Raw genomic sequence first — 18,854 nt, forward strand, 5'->3', positions numbered from 1 at the left:
CGGCGTGGTGGCCGGGAGGGCAGGGGAAGCGGGAGGGGGTCAGGCGGTGCCGGTGTGCGGTGGCACCGCCGCGCCCGCCGCCGCGGGCCGGGTCGTAGGTGTGCGCGCGGCCGGGGCGGCGGACAGGTCCACGGCGGTGCGCAGCCGTTCGAGGAGGGCGAGGTCGGACGCGGTCAGCTCCGTCGTGCCGGACGAGCGGTCGTGCGCGGGCAGTTCACGCAGCAGGCCGACGGTGGCCGGTCCGCGCCGCGCCACACCCAGGAACCGGAAGCCGGAGTGGCGGGAGAACACGATCTCCCTGCTCTCCTCGTTCAGGAGGGCACTGGCGCGGCGGCCCGTCACCGACCAGATGAGCACGTGATCGGTCGCCGGTGCCGGGCCCGCGGCCTCGGCCGCCGTACCGCGGACCGGGAACTCGCCGTCCAGACGGGCTCCCACCAGGTCGGGCGTCAGGAGGGCGGTGAGCCGCGGGCTGACGCTGACCACGGCGCCACGGTAGGAGGGAAGCCTGCGTAGCCCCCACTCCAGACAGCGCAGCAACGCCAGTGTCGACTCGTCCCCGTCCGTCACGGACGTGCCCAGTTCCGACTCGTCCACGGCGGTCAAGTACACGTGCACGGCGGCCAGATGGGTGAGCGCGACGTCACCGGAGTCCTGCGCGCGCATGCCGGGCATCCGCGTCATCGCCTGCACGGCGGCCCTGGTGTGGCGCTCCCAGAACGGACCCAGGGAGGCGCGGAGCCTGTCGTGGTCGCTCTGCGAGTCCGGCGGCGGCGCCTGCGGGCGGGGCGGCGGCACGGCCCGCTGGGAGGCGGGGCCGTGCCGCGGCGAGGAGGCCCGCGGAGCCGGCGGCCGGAGCCAGGTCTCCCCCGGCGAAGCGGGGGAGGGCGTTTCGCGCGGCAGGGCCGGGGGCGCCGCGGGCCCGGCCGCCGGCGTCGCGCGCGGCGGGGCCGCCTCGCCCGAGGCCTCCGTGGCGCCGGTGCCCGCCGTGGCGTACGCGGGTCGTCCGGAAGGCGAGTCGGGTGCGGCCGGGCGGTGCGGGGTGCCCGGTGCGCCGGGCAGGTCCCGCGCGTGAGGGGAGGTCGCGCCGGGCAGGTCCGGCGCGTGCGGTGAGGCCACCGGGCCCGGGGCGTGAGCGGAGGTGGTCGCGAGCGGGGCCCCCGGCGTGGGCGGCTCCGGCGCAAGCACCGATTCCGGATCAAGCACCCATTCCGGCGCAAGCACCGACTCCTGCCCAGTCATAGACGCCAGTTCAGGCACCGACTCCGACTCAGGCACTGACTCTGGCTCAGGCACCGACTCCGACTCAGGCACCGACTCCGACTCAGGCAGCCACTCCGACTCAGGCACCGGATCCGGCCCAAGCACCGACTCCGGTTCCAGGTCCGGCGATGGGTCGGGACGCCACCCGGTCTCCGATGCGCCACTTGGCGCGAACTCACCCTCCGTCTCCGGCACCGTCCCCGAACCCGCCGTTTCGCCGGCACCGGCCTCCTCCGCCGTCCCGCCGGCCGGTTCCTGGGCCAGCAGCGAGAAACCGTGCCGCACGGCCAGCCTGCGCAACTGGTCCATGCCGTTGGCGCCGAGGACACCGTGGACACGCACCACCGCCCGCTCGCGTTCCTCCGGTTCCATGTCCCGCAGGATCGCGTCGAGGTGCGGCCAGAGGGAGTCGTCCAGCGCGCGCCGGGGCGCGCCGAGGTCGACGGCCACGACGTCGGAGGCGACCGGCCGGTGCGCGGCGGCGTGCGGCGGACGGGTGCTGCGCGGACCGATCCACAGGCCCGCAGGGGTCACCGCCGCCTTCCAGCGGCCGTCGAGCACCAGCGCGTCCGGCTCCGCTCCCTCACCGCGCAGCCCGGCCGGAGCGCGCCAGGCGGCCACCCGGACCGGCGGCCGGACCCCGTTCACCATGGGCGGGCAGACCACGGACTCCACGTACGGACGCCAGGTCGGCGTCCCGTCGGCGCCGACCATACGGAGGGAGACGGACGCCTCACCAGGCTCGGCACTCTCGGTGATCACAGGCACCCCGTGGGCCACCTGCGTGTCAGCGCCGATCAGATCGGCCACCGCCTGCCCGGTGCCGATCAGGTCCCGGCCGTCGAGGGACAGCAGCCGCACCGACCGGCGCAGCCGTCCCGGCAGCGCGGCCAGCACGTCCGCCAGCGCTTCGGCGGGCACGCTCGGGGCGCCGAGCAGCACCTGCGGCCGGTCCGGGTCGGGCGGTACGGCGTAGGGCAGGGCGTGCACGACGGGAGCGGAGGCCTGGGCCGGGCGGACCAGCAGGCCCGCCGGGACCGGTTCGACGACGTGCCCGTCGGCCGCTTCCCTCCCCACTCGTTCCAGGGCGGACTCCCAGTCGGGGACGGGCAGCCGGCTGCCGACCCGGCGGGGCACCTCACCGGTGGAGAAGTGCCACCAGCCGCCGGGCGCGCCGGGCAGGTCGGGCGAGAACAGGGACCCGTCCGGTACGACGACGGCGGCCCCGGCCGTGGCCAGTACGTCGAACCCCCAGCGTTCGCACAGGAGCCGGGCCACCGAGTGCCGGCCGCCGGCCTCGTCCGCACCGGCGGACATCACCAGGCGCAGCACACGTATGTCGGCCTTCCGGCTCTTGTCCAGCGCCGGTGCCAGCCGTTCGCACAGGGCGTCCGCGCCGCCGTCGCCCAGGGACGACCCGACCACGACGGCGACCTCGCCCTCCCCGGCGGGCCCCAGCCGGTCGGCGACGTCCTTGAGCGGCGTGGGCGGGCGGTCGCCCAGGTGCACGAGATGGACCCGTTCGCCGCAGGCCGTCACCGTCAGCGGCCCGGCGGCGCGGACGCCGGCGCGCCCGGTACGCCTTCCGGCACCGCGCCGGATCATCGCCTGCTCCCTGCACGGCTGACGGTCATGCGGTCCTCGCAGCTCTTGGTCGCGTCGGTGGGGTCACTGTCACACCGGAACCCATGTGTTCTTGACACATGGGTGAGTCCGGTACGGTGCTGACCGGCCGCGCCAGGCCGGAGAGGCGGAGCGGGAAACATGAAAGTGTTCCGTCCGCTCCGGTGTCGCATGTGGTGTCCGGAGCCGACCCGGCGCCACATGTGCTTGCCGGACAAGAGTTTACCCGCCGCCGAGACCGGCGACGGATGTCCCACCACCCGGAACCAACGGTCCACCACGCTCAGGGGTTTCAGCCTATGAACGACGAGAGCACCTCATCCCTCCTCGCCCCCGGACGTGCCCGCCGGCACACCCTGCGGTCCGCCGCCGTGCTCCCGCTCCTCGGCGGGCTGATGGCCCTGACCCCGCCCGTACCGGCGGCCGCGGCACCTGACGCCGGTACGACCGTCGCGGATGTGTCGACCGGCCCGCCGAAGCTGCCCCTGATGCCGCCGGCACTCACCTCCGGAGCGACCGCGTGCACCAGGCCCTCCAAGGTCCAGGTGAACGCGGTGCCCTGGGCGCAGCAGAGCCTCAGCCTGGCGCGGGCCGCGCGCTACAACCAGGGGGCCGGTGTGGCGGTGGGCGTGGTGGACACCGGTGTGTCGACCCACGCACCGCTGCTCGCCGGACGCGTGCAGGTCACCGGGGACGCCGCACAGGACTGCGTGGGGCACGGCACCTTCCTCGCCGGGATCGTCGCGGCGGCGCCCGCCGCCGGGGGCGGTTTCAGCGGTGTGGCGCCCCGGGCCCGGATCGTCGGCGCGCGCGGAACCGACCAGAACGGCACGGCGAGCGCGGCGCGGGTCGCCGCGGGCATCGAGGCAGTGGTGGCGGCGGGGGCCAAGGTCGTCGTGGTCTCGGCCGCGCTGCCCGGGGCGGGCGCCGCGCTGAAGCCGGCGCTCGCGGCGGCCAGGGCCCACGACGTGCTCGTCATCGCCCCCGCCGCACCCGACACCGCGCCCCCCGGCTCCGGACAGGGCGCGAACCCTCCCCCCACCGCCTACTGGCCGGCCGCCGCGGACGGGGTGCTCTCCGTGGTGGACACCGACATCGACGGCGGCCGGCCCCGCGATGCCGTTCCCGTCGCCGGGCACGCCGATCTCGCGGCACCCGGCAACGGCATCACCGGCATCGGCCCGTCCGGCCCGGGCTCCTACGTCGCCAACGGGCCGTCGGTGGCCGCCGCCTTCGTCGCGGGCACCGCCGCCCTGGTCCGCGCCCAGCGGCCCGGCCTGAGCGCCGGGGAGACGGCGGCGCGGCTGACGGCGACCGCCGCGCACGCGCAGGTGCCGCTCCTCGATCCCGCGGCGGCGCTCAGCATGGTGCTGCCCTCGGCGGGACCGGCCGCCGCACCGGACGAGACGGCCCTCCGGCTCCCGGAACGCGCCCCCCGCAGCGGTGTCGTAGGGCGGGCGGGAGCGCTGGCGGCGGGGTGCCTGCTGGTGACGGCGGCGGCGGTGGCCGCGATGGCCCTGGCCCGGGTCCGCAGGAGCCGGCGTGCCGGCTCAGGCGCACCGTCGTGAGGGGACGCCGGCCCCGCCTCCCGGCCCCCGGCCCCCGGCGCCAGCCGGGGTCCGGGGGCCGAGGCCGGTCGCCTTCCGCGCCAGGGTCCGCCCTCCGGGCCCCGCGCCGTCACCCCGTGCCCTCCTCCTCCGTCCCGTGCAGCAGGCCCAGCTGGATCTGCGTCGCACTGCGGCGCGTGACGTAGCTGCCGCGGCCGGGCGGCAGGATCCTCGGCCTGATGTTGTTGAAGAGGTATCCCTCGCTCGGCGGGCACGACATCAGCAGACCGGGGGTGTTGACCTCCAGCATGCGCCGCACCAGCGGGTCGTTGAGGCCGCGCATCGCGCCCGCGGCGGCCCGGGTGACGACCATGTGCAGACCCACCTCGTAGCCCAGCGGCAGGTGTTCCAGCAGGGGCTCGAAGACCGGCCGCATCGGGTTGGCGACGAGGTCGTAGTCGTCGACGAGGACGAACAGGCGGGGACCCGCCCACCAGTCGGCCTGCCGCATCTGGGCCGGTGAGATGTCCGGTCCGGGAGTGCGGGTCTTCAGGGCCCGGCCGACCCCGTCGACGTACTCCGCCAGCTGGTCGACCGACACCGCGTGGCCCAGCTGGTACTCCTTGGGCACCGCCTCGACGAGTTCGCGGCGGAAGTCGACCACCAGGATCCGGGCCTCGGCCGGTGTGAACCGCTCGACGACCCCCTTCGCCACCAGGCGCAGCAGGTTGGTCTTGCCCGACTCGCTGTCGCCGAAGGCCACCAGGTGCGGGGTCTCGGCGAAGTTGTGCCAGGCCGGTTCCAGCTGCGTCTCCTCCACACCGAGCGCGATGTGGAAGCGGCGTCCCTCGGGTGCGGACGGCAACCGGGCGGCGTCCAGTTCGGTGGGCAGCATGCGCACCGGCGGTGCGGACGGGCCCTGCCAGCTCTCCGTCACGGCCGACACCAGGTCGGCCACACCGTCGCTGAGGCTGCCCGCGTCGTCGATGCCGTCGATGCGCGGCAGGGTGGTCAGGAAGTGCAGCTTGGAGTCGACCGTCAGACCCCGGCCGGGCACGGTCGGCACGGTCCTGGCCCGCCGCATGTCGATCGTGGAGTCCAGCGGGTCGCCCATGCGCAGTTCCAGCTTGGTCCCCGACTGGTCGCGGACCGCCGTGGCCAGTTCGGCCCAGCGGGTGGTGGCGGTCACCACGTGGATGCCGTAGTTCAGACCGCTGGTGGTGAGCTGGGCGACCGTCTGCGTGTGGTCCTGGAACTCCTGCCGCATCGTCTGCCAGCCGTCGATCACCAGGAACACGTCCCCGTGGCGTTCCTCGGGGAACTCACCGGCCGCGCGGCGGCGGCGCAGCGTCGCCATGGAGTCGATCGAGTGCTCCAGGAACAGCCGCTCCCGGTGGGCGAGCAGCGTGGTCATCTCGGCCAGGGTCCGGCTCACCCGTTCGCTCTCCAGCCGGCCCACGACCCCGCCCACGTGCGGCAGGCCGGACAGCGAGGAGAGGGAGCCGCCACCGAAGTCCAGGCAGTAGAACTGGACTTCACGCGGGGTGTGGGTCAGGGCCAGGGCGGTGATCAGGCTGCGCACGAGGGTGGACTTGCCGCTCTGCGGGCCGCCCGCGATGGCCACGTGACCGCCCGCGCCCGCGAGGTCCACCGTCAGCAGGTCGCGTACCTGCTCGAAGGGCTTGTCGACGATGCCGAGGGGGACCCGCAGCTTGCCGCGGCCCTCCCAGTCGGCCGTGGTCAGACCCAGTTCCGGGTCGGGGATCAGCGGCGGCAGCAGTGCGTCCAGGGTCGGCGGGGCGCCCAGCGGAGGCAGCCACACCTCGTAGGCGGGCGGCCCGGAGTCGCGGAGCTTGTCGAGGGCCACCGCCATCAGGCTGTCCGCCTCCTCCTCGTCCGCCCCGGCCGTCACCGCCGCCGCGGGCTCCTCGGCGGCGGTGTCGTCGCGTCCGCCCACCCAGTCCCCGGTCCACGGCGCCACCTGACCGGCGATCTTCTCCTGGGCCAGCGCGCCCACCTTCTGCCGGTAGGGCCCGGAGACGTACGCGGCCCGGAACCGGGTCAGCGGCTCGACACCGCTCTTGAGGAAACCGGCGCCCGGCTGCGACGGCAGCTCGTAGGCGTCGGGCACACCGAGCACGCCCCGGCTCTCCATCGCCGAGAACGTGCGCAGACCGATGCGGTAGGAGAGGTGGCCCTCCAGCTGGTGCATCCGGCCCTCGTCCAGCCGCTGCGAGGCCAGCAGCATGTGCACACCCAGCGAGCGGCCCAGCCGGCCGATCGCCACGAACAGGTCCATGAACTCGCGGTGCGCCGCGAGCAGTTCGCTGAACTCGTCGACGACCACCAGGAGGCTGGGCAGCGGCTCCAGCGGGGTGCCGGCCGCGCGCGCCTTCTCGTACTCGAGGACCGAGGTGAAGTTGCCCGCGCTGCGCAGCAGTTCCTGCCGGCGCTGGATCTCCCCGCGCAGGGCGTCCTGCATGCGGTCCACCAGCGACACCTCGTCCGCCAGGTTGGTGATCACCGCGGAGGTGTGCGGCAGCTCGTCGAAACCGAGGAAGGTCGCACCGCCCTTGAAGTCCACGAGCACGAAGTTGAGCGTCTCCGACGAATGGGCCAGGGCCAGCCCCAGCACCAGGGTGCGCAGCAGCTCGCTCTTGCCGGAACCCGTCGCGCCGATCAGCATGCCGTGCGGGCCCATGCCGTCCTGCGCGGACTCCTTGAGGTCCAGCTCGACCGGCCGCCCGTCCGCGCCCACCGCGATCGGCACCCGCAGGCGCTGCCGCTGGCCGCCGCGCCGCTCCCAGTACTCGGCGGGGGAGAACCGGTGCAGGTCCGGGATGCCGAGGAGGGCGGTCAGCTGGATGTCGGTGGACAGCGGCTGTGCGGCCTCGGCGGTCGCCCCGGTCCGCATGGGGGCGAGCTGGGCGGCCAGCGCCCGCGCCGCGGCCGGCCCGAGGCGGTCCGCACGGCCCAGCGGGATCGTCGCCTCCTTCCGGTCCCGGTCCGTCCGTACGATCTTCAGCTCGTCGTACGCCCGCTGTCCCGGCTCCACCGGCTCGCCCTCCTCCACGCGCAGCCGCAGCACCGTACGGCCGGGCCGCCAGGGCAGCCCCCCGGCCAGGTCCACGACGACCGCGTTGCGAAAGCCGGCCCGGGCCGCGCGATGCCCCTCGGGCACCTGACCACCGTCCAGCACCACGACGACGTAGGGCTCGTCGGCGGTCGGGGAGGCACCCGCCTCGAAACCGGCGCGCTCGGTGAACTCCTCACCGAGCAGGTCCTCCAGTTCGGTGAAGGCCGAGGTGATCAGCCGGGCCGGCCCCGCGCCGTCCGTCTCGTCCGGGTGCAGCGAGTGCGGCAGCCACTTGGCCCACTCCCAGTCCGGGCGGTGCTCGGGAGCCACACAGAAGGCGATCATCAGGTTCTGCGGGGTGTGGGCCACCGCCAACTGCCCCACCAGGGCGCGCGCGGCGGCCAGCACCTTCGCCCGCTCGCCCTGGAAGAGCACGCGGGCCCAGGCGCGCAGGAACAGCGCGATCGGCTGCTCGGGGACGGTCGAGTAGGCGTTGATGAAGGCCCGCAGCGCGTGCGCGCTCAGCGGGTCCAGGTCCTCCACGGGCTTGCTCGCCTTGTTCACCAGCTGGAGGGACAGGCGCTGGTCACCGACGGCCAGCCGCACCTCCGCGAAGTCGGCGTCGGAGGCGCGGCGCTCCCACAGCCGGGTCGTGGCGGCGAACGACCACAGTTCCTCCGGCTCCGGGTGCCTCCAGGCCAGGGCGCGCTGCTGCTCGGCCACGGCCGCCCGTGCCTTGCGCCGCATCCCGCCGAGGTAGCGCAGGTAGTCCCGGCGCACCCCCTGCATCTTCTGCTTGCGTTCGGAGCCGGACTTCACCAGCTGCCCGACCAGCATCGTGATCATGGACAGCAGCATCAGCCCGACCACGAGATAGATGACCGGCCCGGTGCCGCTGCCGATACGTGTGTACAGCAGCACCATGCCGACGGACATGCCCGCCATCGGCAGATACGTCAGCAGACCGGCCGACGAGGAAGGTGTGGCCTCCGACAGGGTCGGTGGCTCCTGGAGGGCCAGTTCGCCGTCGGGCAGGTCCGGGCCGCGCCGACGGACCGGCCTGCGGAAGAAAACCACGCTCAACTGGGTCTCTCCTTCACGTGTGCACGGGGCGGAAGAACCGGGGCCCCGGTGCTGAGGGGGAGGGGCCTGGGCGGGCTCACCGCGAGAGCGCCGCACCCGGCCGTTCCCCCTGGGAACGGCGTGTGCACCACGTGTCGCCGCGGCGACACGCGCCGGTGCCGGGTACGGTCCCGGAGACTCACGGTGAAAACACGTTTGTGGCCATGAGAGTATCTGCTGTCAGGCACTGTTGGCGAAGGCACCCGGCTGCCCTCGACCGCCTCACGCTCCGCCCCGGCCCGCTGGCGCCCGCGCCGGGACGAAGCGGCTTCCCCGACCACCTCGCCATGCCCGGCGTCAGGCCCGCCGGCCGGTCGTGGCCGTGCATGTCCCCCGGAAGGCTGTTGCCCTCATGAGCGAAGGCTCGATGAACGGGTTGTGCCGTCTCACGGTGCGCGCCCCTGAGAAGACCCTGGACCTCGCCGTACCGGCCGACGTCCCCATCGCGGACCTGCTGCCCGTGATCGCCACGCATGCCGGTGAGGACCTGGCGGAACAGGGCCTGGAGAACGGCGGCTGGGCCCTCCAGCGCATCGGCGGCAGCCCCCTGGACCTGGAAGGCACTCCCGCCTCGCTCGAACTGCGGGAGGGCGAGACGCTGTTGCTGCGCCCCCGGCGCCAGGAGCTTCCGCCGGTCCGCTACGACAGCCTGCTCGAAGCCGTCTCCGCCGCCGTGCGGGGCCTCCCGCACGCCTGGACACCCGACGTCAGCCGCTGGGTGCTGCGGACCCTGATGGGCGGCGCGCTGCTCGGCTGCCTGGTCCTGCTGGCCACCTCCGGCGGGGCGGCGGGCGACCGGGCCGTGCTCGCCGCGGGCGCCGCCCTGCTGGCCCTGTCCGGTGCCGGTTCGGCGGCACGCGTCCTGGAGGACCGCCCCGGCGGGGTGCTGCTGGGCCTGTCCGGCGCCGCCTTCCTCGCCGTGGCCGGAGCGCTGCTGACCGGCGCCGGACGGCCCGGGGACGGGGCGGCGCGCACCGTCGGCGCGCACCTGGTCGCGGCGGGCGCCGCCGGGGCGGTCGGACTGGTCCTCGCCACCGCGATGGTGGCCGGGTACCCCGTGGTGTTCGCCGCCGCCGGGGTCGTCTGCGTGGCGGGGGTCCTCGGCGGCGGCGTCATGCTGGGGCTGGACGTGCCGTTCCCGCAGGCCGCCTCGGCCGTCGCGGTCGGCGTCGTGCTCTTCGGAGCCTTCATCCCCATGATGTCCTTCTCCCTGTCCGGACTGCGCCTGCCCCCGCTGCCGACCAACCCCGACCAGCTCCAGGAGGGCATCGAACCCCGCACCGAGGAGGACGTGGCGGCCGGAGCGGCCGCCGTCGACCGGTGGATGACCGGCCTGTATGGGGCCGTCGGCCTGGTGTGCGCGGTCTGCATGGCGGCCATGGCGACCAGGCCGGGCCTTGCGGAGACGATCACGTCCCTGCTCCTGGCGGTCCTGCTGGCCCTGCACGCGCGCACCCTGGGAACCTCCTGGCAGCGGATCGCCCTGGTCCTGCCGGCCGGCCTGGGAAGCGTGTTCCTCGCCGTCGAACTCGCCCGCGCCCACGGCACCCGCGGTGAACTCCTGGGCACCGCCGTGCTGCTCGCCGCCGCCGCCCTCGCCGGAGTCGTGTGCTGGACGGTTCCCGGGCGCCGGCTGCTGCCCTACTGGGGCCGCGCCGGCGACCTGCTCCACTCCGCCGCGGCCCTCGCGCTGCTCCCGATGACGCTGTGGGTCCTGGACGTCTACCGAAGCCTGCGCGGCCTGAACGGCTGAACTTCCGAGGAGTGTCACCATGCAGTCCCGACGCGATCAGGTCATGGCGCACCAGTTCCTGGTGTCCCGGCTGACCTCCGGCTTGCTGCGCGCCGACCCCGACCTGGCCGAGCCGCCCGCCCGGCGGACCAACCGCGGCATGACCTACGGCATGGTCGTGGCCGCCGTCCTCGCGGCCGGTTTCCTGCTGTTCGGCTTCATCAAGCCGGGCGGCAACACCTCCTGGCGCAGCGGCAAGTCGCTGATCGTCGAGAAGGGGACGGGCACCCGTTACGTCTACGACGGCCGCCTCCACACGGTGCTCAACTACCCCTCCGCCCGCCTGCTGCTCGGCCCGGACATGTCGACCGTCTCGGTGTCCGCGCAGTCCCTGGCCGAGGCCCGCCACGGCAACCCGGTCGGCATTCCCGGAGCCCCCGACTCGCTGCCTCCCGCCGCCTCCCTCAACGCCCACCCCTGGCAGGTGTGTGCCGCGACCGAGGTCACCGCGTCCGGGGCGCACAAGCCGCTGACCGTGCTCGCGGTCGACGCGGAGCACGACGGCGTGGGGGTGAGGTCCGACCAGGGTGTGCTGGTGAAGGGGCCGGACGGAGACCCCTACCTGCTGTGGCAGGACAACAGGTTCCGGATCCCCGGCGGCAAGTCCGCGCTGGCCGCGCTCGGTTACGGCGGCACGGACCCGCTCCCCGTCTCGGCGGCCTTCCTGGACGGTGTCCCGGCCGGAGCCGACCTCACGGCGCCCGCACTGTCCGGCCTCGGCTCGGCCGGTCCCGGCCTGGACGGACACGCGACCCGGGTGGGTCAGGTGTTCACCGTCCAGACACCCGGTTCCGCCCAGCGCTACTACGTGCTCGGCCGCGACGGCCTGGTCCCGCTCACCGCCACGCAGGCGGCCCTGGTGCTCGGCGACCACCGCACCAAGGAGAAGGCGTACCCGGCGAGCGCCCCCGCGGCCCTCGCGCTCTCCGCGCAGGCGCTCGGCGGCACCCTCGCACCCACGGGGTCGGCCTCCGCCGAGGCCGTACGGCAGTCCGGAGCCCGGCTGCCGCAACGGCCCCCCGCCCTGCTGACGGTGCCCGACTCCGCCGGCGTCTGCGTCGGCCTCGACGCCCACGGCACCCAGGCACTCCAGGTGACGCTGGCCCTCGTGCCGGTGCGTGCGCTCACCGACCAGGCCCTGCCCCCGCTCAAGGCGTCCGCGCCCGCCTGCCTCGCCGTCGACGGCATCGCCGTGGCCCCTGGAGGGGGCGGACTGGTCCGCGCCCTGACCAGCTCGGGCGGCGGCACGGGCACCGCGACCTACCTCGTCACCGACAGCGGGGTGAAATACCGCCTGCCGAGCGCGGACGCCGCCAAGGACCTCGGCTACGACCTCACCGCGGCCGAGGGCCTGCCCGCCGCGCTGCTGAACATGCTGCCGACCGGCCCCGATCTGTCCCCCGCGAGCGCCGCCACCGGTCATGTGTCCGTTACGGGCACACCTGCGTGCGGGCAGGGCGGCCGGCCCGGTGGCAACTCCGGCTGAGAACTTCTCGGTTGATGTGAACCCCCGGCGCATGTATCTCGTGTTCAATGTGTGGTGGGAGTTCTGTCGGCGCCACGACGTCTCCCGCATGTGCCCCTGCTCGTGGTCCGGTGTCACTGCCGAGGGGACCGGACCGACGAGCCGTACGTTCGAGATGAGGAGACGGTATGAGCCCGGTCCCGATGGACGCAGGAAAGAAGTCGTCGGACGAGACGTACAGCAGTATCCATTCGGAGCTGACCACGGCGAAGAGCACGCTCGACGGCGTGCACCAGGCCGTGGACGGGCTCCGTGCGCAGCTCTCGAGCGGGTACGGCGGCGAGGACGGCCAGGCGTACCTCCAGGTCATCAACGGCTGGCTCCGTGAGTTCGAGCAGATCAACGCCGCCACACAGAAGATCATCACCGTGGTGGAGCACAGCAGCGCCACGGACCGCAGGGCGCTGGCGAACAACATCGCGGAGACCAATGCTTCCGCGCGCACGTCCGCCCTCGACGGTTCCGACTACTCGACGCACTCGTTCCACACGCTGGCCCCGGAACACGCCTGACCGCCGCGCCGCGCCGCGGTCGCGTGGGTTCGGGAACAAGAGTGACGACACACCGGAAGAAGAGGGCGAACCATGGCAATTGACGCGAATTTTCCCGCCGTTCAGTCCGTCGTGCAGCAGATGGAGGAGCAGGCGGCGATCATGAACAGGACCATCGACCATCTCCAGGAACACCTGGCCGGGTACACCCGGAACTGGATCGGTGAGGACAAGGCCGCGTACGACCAGGTCAACGCCACGTGGGAACGCTGCCAGAGGAACGCCAGGGCGCTTCTGGACCGCCACACCAGCACACTGCACAACAACATGGTGACGCTCGCCCGCGCCTCGGCGTCGAACCGGGACGGCTTCCAGAGCATCACGATCTGACCAGACGGCAGGGTAACGATCGGTACCGGGAGGCATGAGTGGCAGCCGACGACTTTCATCTGGAGCGGCTGGACTTCGCCGCTCTCCAGGCGTTCATCGACAACGGGGTCGCGAAGTTCCAGGACAACCTGAAGAACGTACGGACCTCGGACGCCAAGTCGCCCAGTCTTTTCGAGCTCTCGACCAGGACACCCGTCATGCGCCTCGGGTTCCTGGAGCAGGACGAGAGCACCGGCATGCAGGGGCTGTCCGGTCGGATGAAGAACGCCGCCGGCGCCGTCGACAAGGTCCTCAACAAGCACGTCACGGCCTTCGGGGAACTCCACCTCAAGCTGGACGACGTCATCACCACGATGAGGAAGGCGCAGCAGCACAATCTCGCCGACGTCGACGCGCAGAAATTCCTGTCCGCCCTCGGCGGCTACGAGGCGGCACTGAGCGGCGGCAACAGCAACGCCAGTCAGACGCCGCCCACTTCCAAGAACTGAGCACGTGACCGCCTGGACGGAGTAGGGGCATCATGCCGACGGACAATTGGGAACACACCATCACCCAGATGACCGGATGGCGGATGCCCGAACGCAAGGACATCCAGCAACGCAACGGTGACAGCAATGCCGTCTGGGTGAACATCAATGTCAAAAAGGTGGCCGATCTCAAACCGTCGGACCCTCTCCTCCTGCATCAGGAGGAGAGGGAGGACGGATACCACCTGGAGTTCTTCCATGCCGAGAACATCGACCTCGGACAGCTCGGAGGGTGGTTCGTCTCCAAGTGGCAGGTGGATATCCAGTACGTCGCCAACGACGCGGTCCACGACTATTTGTCGAATCCGCTGCACGCTCTGACGAACCTGGTGTCCCGGCACACCTCCGTCGAGGAGAACTCGTCCGCTTCCGGTGCTCCGACCGCGGACGAGGGTGTCGATCTGCTGAACTTCGTGCGGCTCGCGGAGGCGTTCGACAAGACGGGGCGCTTCTTCAAGGAGCACACCGATGTGCTGGACGGGTGGAAGAAGGACCTCGGCGACGAGCAGGCCGCGTGGAAGGGGACTGCCGCCGGGGCCTTCTACCATCTGCTCGACGGCCTGCACACGAAGTACGAGAACTACACCCGGCAGCTGATGCTCCCCGAGGGCGCCTACAGGTACAAGTCGGTGTCGAACCCGAATTTCGAGCCGGTGACGCTCCAAGCGAATTCGCTGCTCGCGGCCGAGCGCGCTGTCTACGAGGCGTTCTGGGAACTCTACCAGGACTACTACAAGTTCCTCTGGGGGCAGGCCGGTGAGGTACCCGTCGTCTGGCCGGACGGCAGGGTCATCGGACACCGTCTGCCGGCCGACCCCAAGGACGTCCTCAAACTCCACTACCGGGGTATGGTCCAGTGGATCAACACGGTGAACGCGCACACCGTGGCCACCAACGGAAAGAAGTTCGTGGTGGACACCGCCAACTACTCGGAGAGTTCGTATTTCGGGGCTTTTCTGGACACGAGCACGTGGGCCAATGTCGCGGCATCAGCCCGGGACGCGTGGACCAAGAATCTCGAGATGAATCTGGACGAGCCGGCACACCGGGTCGTCACCGGTCTCCAGCACATGCTCAACCATGAGCTGGACCCCAACTGGAACACGGCGTTCGCCTTCGAGGACACCTCCAACACCTCGCTGACCAACGACGTGAACCAGGAGATCCAGGAGAAGAGCGGGAACGACCTCAACGAGAGTTTCAAGAAGCTCAACGACAACTTCAACACCGGCCTGAGTGATCTCGGCGGCGGTATCAAGGACGGGTTCGACAACTTCAACACAGGGTTGAGTGATCTCGGCGGCGGCATCAAGGACGGGTTCGACAACTTCAACACGGGCCTGAGTGACCTCGGTGGCGGCATCAAGGACGGGTTCGACAACTTCAACAGTGGGTTGAGTGATCTCGGCGGCGGTATCAACGACGGCTTCAACAACTTCAACTCTGGCCTGAGCGACTTCAACAGTGGCCTGACCGGTGGCGGCGGCGACCTGACGGGTGGCGGCAGTAACCTGACCGGCGGTGGCGGTGACCTGTTCAACGGACTGTCCGGGTCCGACGGAGGCGGTACGTTCACCAACGGCGCCTCCGACCTCCTCGGCGGGAACTCACCCACGGGGAACTCGTTCCTCAACGGTCTCGGTCTCGGTGCCGGGCTGCCGGTCAGCAACATCGACGGCAGTACCACCACCCGCACCGGCACAGGTGTGACGACGACGCTCCCGGACGGCACCGCCACGACACGCAACTCCGACGGCAGCCTGACCACGAAGTTCCCGGACGGCACCGTCCGCACGGTCACACCCGACGGTGAGGTGAAGACGGTGGACCCGAACGGGCACACCGTCACCAGCCACCTCGGTGTCGGGGAGTCGGTCAAGAACCCCGACGGCACCAGCGTCACCCGCAACGCGGACGGCAGCCTGACGCAGACGGCGGACGACGGCACCAAGACCACCACCTTCACCAACGGCGCCTCGGAGATCGTCAAACCCGACGGGCAGATCCAGCTCACCTCCCCGGACGGCACGGTCTCCCACCTCAACCCCGACGGCAGTCTGACCACGAACGGCGCCAACGGCTCCCACGTGACGGTGCACCCCAACGGCGACGTGACGACGACCGACGCCCAGGGGCACACCACCACGAGCCACATCAAGCCGGGCCAGAGCATCACCAACGCCGACGGCAGCACCACCACCGTCGACACCAAGGGCGACATCGTCACCCGTCACCCGGACGGCAGCACCACCACGGTGCACCGGGACGGTACCGTCACCACCACCAACGCCACCGGTCCCGGCACGGGCGGCAACACGCTGACGGGCCACTCGGACATCAAGGTGCCCGACCCCTACAAGTTCCCCACGATCGGGACCGCGGACCGGGTGACCCACCTGCCCAACGGCACGGTCGTCACCGACCGGGCCGACGGCACCTCGCACACCCGCTTCACCGACGGCAGCGCCATGATCACGAGTTCCGACGGGCAGTTCCAGGCGCTGCCCAGCCCGGCCGGCGCGGCGGCCTCGGCGGGACTCGGCGCCGGCGCCGGTGCCGGCGAGGGCGTCGGCGCCGCTGCCGCCGCGGGAGCCGGACCGGCGGCGGGGGGCCCGGCCGGTGCCGGGGTCTCGGACAGCCAGAACGCGCTCGGCCTCCTCTCCCCGATGATGATGATGGCCGGCATGAACCGCATGGGCGGCCAGCAGCAGGGCGGCGGTGGCTCCGGCGGCGAGCGCAACCGGGAGACGTACCACGACCAGAGCATGGACGGCGCCGTCTTCCAGCACGGGATGCCCGGCGCCCACTCGTCCGGAGCCCAGGACGAGGCCGAGGACTGGGAGGACGAGGAGAGCGACTCCGAGGAGCTGCTCGCCCCGCGGCGGCCGGCCACGGAGTCCCCGTACGGAATGCCGAGCACGTCCCGGATGTCCACGCAGAGCGGTTCCTGGTCCTCGGACGGCAAGGACGTGTGGGGAACCGAGGACGGCGGGCTGCCCGCCTCCATCGGACACTGACCGCAGACCGGGACCGCACGTCCGAAACATGTGAGGACCCGCCGACCGTCTGCCGATGGCACCGGCCGGTACAGACACACAGGAGCGAACATGGACAGGCCCATGGGGAGCGAGCTGCAGGACGCGCTCTCCGCGTTCACCAAGAAACACGAGTCCCTGCTCAAGGCCAGGGAGGAGATGAAGACGATCTCCGTGACGGCCCGTTCCAAGGACGGCTCGGTGGAGGCGACGGTCGGCATCGGCGGTGAGGCCTCGGCACTGCGTTTCCCGAACAACAAGTTCAAGGAGATGACCGGCAAGGCCCTGGCCACCAGCGTGCTGGAGGCACTGACGAGGGCGCGGTCCGAGGCGACGGCCCGCGCCACCGCCATCCTCCAGGCCGCGGGCGGCACCGCACCGGGCGAACAGGGAGGCAGCTTCCTGGACCGGCTCGACCTGGACCGGCTCCTGGACCCGAAGTCGTTCGCGGACGCGCTCTCGCCGCGCCGAGACGAGGGCAAGAGCCGTGGCTGACAGCGAACTGAAGGTCGAACCCAACCGGCTGCTGGCCGGCGGCGACGCCACCGACGAGATCGGAGGCGCCGCCCTGAAGGCGGCCGACACCTTCGCCACGGAGACGGCCTACGACCCGCAGGACCCGCCCTGGGGGAACGACCACTACGGCCATGAGTTCGCGGTGAACTACATCCCGGTGCACACCCAGCTCCGCGATGCCGTCGTGGCTCTGGCGAACGCCATCCACGCCGCCGCCGCCCTCACCCGGGGCGCCGGCGATGACTTCAAGAAGGCCCAGGAAGACGCGTTGCGGCGCATCCAGGACGCGTTGAACGAGCCGCTGCCCACCTACGGGGACGGGCTTCCCGGCTACGGCGACGTGCCCCCGCCGTACTCCGGCCCGCACCACGGCGGCCGGGACTGACCTTCCCGCCTGTCCACCGGGTCCGTGCGCCGCGAACGGCGCACGGACCCGGCGTCGTTCAGGACGCCCGGTCCCTCACTTCTTGGACCACTTCTGGTTGGGCGTCCCGGCGCAGGTCCACAGCTGCAGGCGGGCACCGTTCGCCGTCTGCTTGTCCCGCACGTCCACGCACTTGTCCGCGAGTACGCTGACCAGGTCGTGCCGCACGTTGAGACGGAACTGCTGCGCGGGGCCGCCGTTGCACCAGGCCAGCTGGACGGTCGTGCCGTCGGCGGTCGAGGCGCCCGCCGCGTCCATGCACAGGCCGAAGGCCCGGACCGTTCCGTCGGCGGCGAACGTCCACTTCTGGGAGCCCGCGCCCGAGCAGTCCTGGATGTCCAGCGGGGAACCGTCCTTGCCCTTGCCCCCCACGACATGGATGCAACGGCCCGACGCGTGGCCGAAGATCCCGACCCCGGACGCCGACGCGGACGATGACCCGGACCCGGACGAAGACCCCGACGAGGACGAGGTCCCCGACGAGGAACCCGACTTCGTGCCCGTCCCGGTCCCGGAGGAGCCCGAGGTGTGCTGGGACGAGTGGGTCGCCGGGGCGGACTTGGTCCCGTCGCCCTTGGCCGGCGCGCCCGCCGCGGGCCCGGAACCTCCGCCCTTCCCGGCCGTGCCGCCACCGGAGACGGCGGCCCCCTCGCCGGACCCGGAGCCCTTCCCCGAACCGGCGGGCCCCTTGACGGACTGCGGACGCGCCTGTCCCGGTGCGGAACTGCCCGGGGCGCCGGACGCGTGGGCGGACGGACTCGCGTCGGGCACCGGCAGGACGCCGGGGACGCCCGCACGAGGCCCGTCCCCGGAGTCGGGGGCGAAGACCGAGGCGGCGGAGTCCCGTGCGGCCGTGGTGCCGGTCGAGCCTCCGCCGCGCAGACTCACCACCACACCGGCCACCAGGACGACGCCCGCGACCGCCGCCGCGGTGAGGACGCCGCGGTGCGTGCCGCGCAGGACGGCGCGGGGTGTGCGCCGCGTGCGTGCGCCGGTCCGCGAGGCGGAGCCGGCGGACGTGCCGCCCGCGGCCGCCGGCGCCCCGGCCTCGGGCCCGGGGCGGCCGGTGTCCGCCCCGGCGCCGCGCCCGGGATCGCGTCCCTCGCCGGAACCGGACCGGCCGGCGGCCGGTCCGGAGGCCGACGACTTCGTGCCGGGACTCGTGCCGGGGGCGGACGAGGAGGCGGCGCCGGGCGTCGGCGCGGGCGCACCCTCGCCCCCCGCCCGGGTGGCGGCGGCCTTGCTCCCCGCCCGGGTGTCCGGCGCGGCCTCTCCAGCCTCCGGGCCGGTGGCGCCGCCGGTCGCGGCGGCGTTCGTCTCGGCGCGTTTCGCCCCGGTGCGTCTGGCGGAGCCGCGCTTCTTCCCCGCCGGGGTGGCGCCGCCGTCCGGGGCGGCGGCGACCGGCACGCTCGCGGGCACCGCCCGGACCGGCCGGGACGGTTCGCTAGCTGTCATGAGCTTCCTTCCGGGGAGCACAGAACCCGTGCGGCGTACGGGGTCGCCCGGCAGCCCGGGAGCGGGGC

The 18,854-nt window shown here is 72.6% G+C and carries 12 protein-coding genes; 9 read left to right on the forward strand and 3 right to left on the reverse strand.

What is annotated here, in order from left to right:
- Window positions 1-39: 39 nt before the first annotated feature.
- Window positions 40-2,868, reverse strand: a complete 2,829-nt coding sequence (locus ABZ719_RS16835; RefSeq protein WP_366725935.1) for a hypothetical protein — start codon at window positions 2,866-2,868, stop codon at window positions 40-42.
- A 317-nt stretch (window positions 2,869-3,185) separates the two neighbouring features.
- On the opposite strand from ABZ719_RS16835, the gene ABZ719_RS16840 reads away from it, so the two are divergent.
- Window positions 3,186-4,454 carry a S8 family serine peptidase gene (locus tag ABZ719_RS16840; protein WP_366725936.1) on the forward strand — a complete coding sequence of 423 codons (1,269 nt, stop codon included), beginning with the start codon at window positions 3,186-3,188 and terminating at the stop codon, window positions 4,452-4,454.
- Window positions 4,455-4,563: 109 nt separating this feature from the next.
- Here ABZ719_RS16840 and eccCa read toward each other — a convergent pair whose 3' ends face one another.
- Window positions 4,564-8,586, reverse strand: a complete 4,023-nt coding sequence (gene eccCa, locus ABZ719_RS16845; protein WP_366725979.1) for a type VII secretion protein EccCa — start codon at window positions 8,584-8,586, stop codon at window positions 4,564-4,566.
- A 397-nt stretch (window positions 8,587-8,983) separates the two neighbouring features.
- Here eccCa and eccD point away from each other — a divergent pair, with 397 nt between their 5' ends.
- The 8 genes from eccD to ABZ719_RS16885 all read left to right on the forward strand — a co-directional run bounded on the left by eccD (window position 8,984) and on the right by ABZ719_RS16885 (window position 17,292).
- On the forward strand, window positions 8,984-10,384 hold the full coding sequence (eccD, locus tag ABZ719_RS16850; RefSeq protein ID WP_366725937.1) for a type VII secretion integral membrane protein EccD: 1,401 nt from the start codon (window positions 8,984-8,986) through the stop codon (window positions 10,382-10,384).
- A 19-nt stretch (window positions 10,385-10,403) separates the two neighbouring features.
- Window positions 10,404-11,909, forward strand: a complete 1,506-nt coding sequence (gene eccB / locus ABZ719_RS16855) for a type VII secretion protein EccB (protein WP_366725938.1) — start codon at window positions 10,404-10,406, stop codon at window positions 11,907-11,909.
- A 167-nt stretch (window positions 11,910-12,076) separates the two neighbouring features.
- Window positions 12,077-12,460 (forward strand): WXG100 family type VII secretion target, encoded by a 384-nt coding sequence (locus ABZ719_RS16860; protein WP_366725939.1) that lies wholly within the window; start codon window positions 12,077-12,079, stop codon window positions 12,458-12,460.
- Window positions 12,461-12,532: 72 nt separating this feature from the next.
- A complete protein-coding gene (locus tag ABZ719_RS16865; RefSeq protein ID WP_366725940.1) occupies window positions 12,533-12,829 on the forward strand; it encodes a hypothetical protein in 297 nt (98 codons plus the stop codon).
- Between the two features lie 38 nt (window positions 12,830-12,867).
- On the forward strand, window positions 12,868-13,317 hold the full coding sequence (locus ABZ719_RS16870) for a type VII secretion system-associated protein (protein ID WP_366725941.1): 450 nt from the start codon (window positions 12,868-12,870) through the stop codon (window positions 13,315-13,317).
- A gap of 32 nt (window positions 13,318-13,349) precedes the next feature.
- Window positions 13,350-16,373, forward strand: a complete 3,024-nt coding sequence (locus tag ABZ719_RS16875) for an AAWKG family protein (protein ID WP_366725942.1) — start codon at window positions 13,350-13,352, stop codon at window positions 16,371-16,373.
- 90 nt (window positions 16,374-16,463) lie between these two features.
- The gene (locus tag ABZ719_RS16880) at window positions 16,464-16,886 is read left to right on the forward strand and encodes a YbaB/EbfC family nucleoid-associated protein (RefSeq protein WP_366725943.1); all 423 of its coding nucleotides are present in this window, start codon (window positions 16,464-16,466) and stop codon (window positions 16,884-16,886) included.
- Complete coding sequence (locus ABZ719_RS16885) at window positions 16,879-17,292, forward strand: hypothetical protein (protein WP_366725944.1); 414 nt, start codon at window positions 16,879-16,881, stop codon at window positions 17,290-17,292. The genes ABZ719_RS16880 and ABZ719_RS16885 overlap by 8 nt, the downstream gene beginning before the upstream one ends.
- Before the next feature lie 75 nt (window positions 17,293-17,367).
- Here the strand turns inward: ABZ719_RS16885 and ABZ719_RS16890 are convergent, their stop codons facing one another.
- Complete coding sequence (locus tag ABZ719_RS16890; protein ID WP_366725945.1) at window positions 17,368-18,786, reverse strand: ricin-type beta-trefoil lectin domain protein; 1,419 nt, start codon at window positions 18,784-18,786, stop codon at window positions 17,368-17,370.
- Window positions 18,787-18,854: the final 68 nt, after the last annotated feature.

Origin of the sequence: Streptomyces sp. NPDC006743, assembly GCF_040703815.1 — a bacterium.
GTDB lineage: Bacteria > Actinomycetota > Actinomycetes > Streptomycetales > Streptomycetaceae > Streptomyces.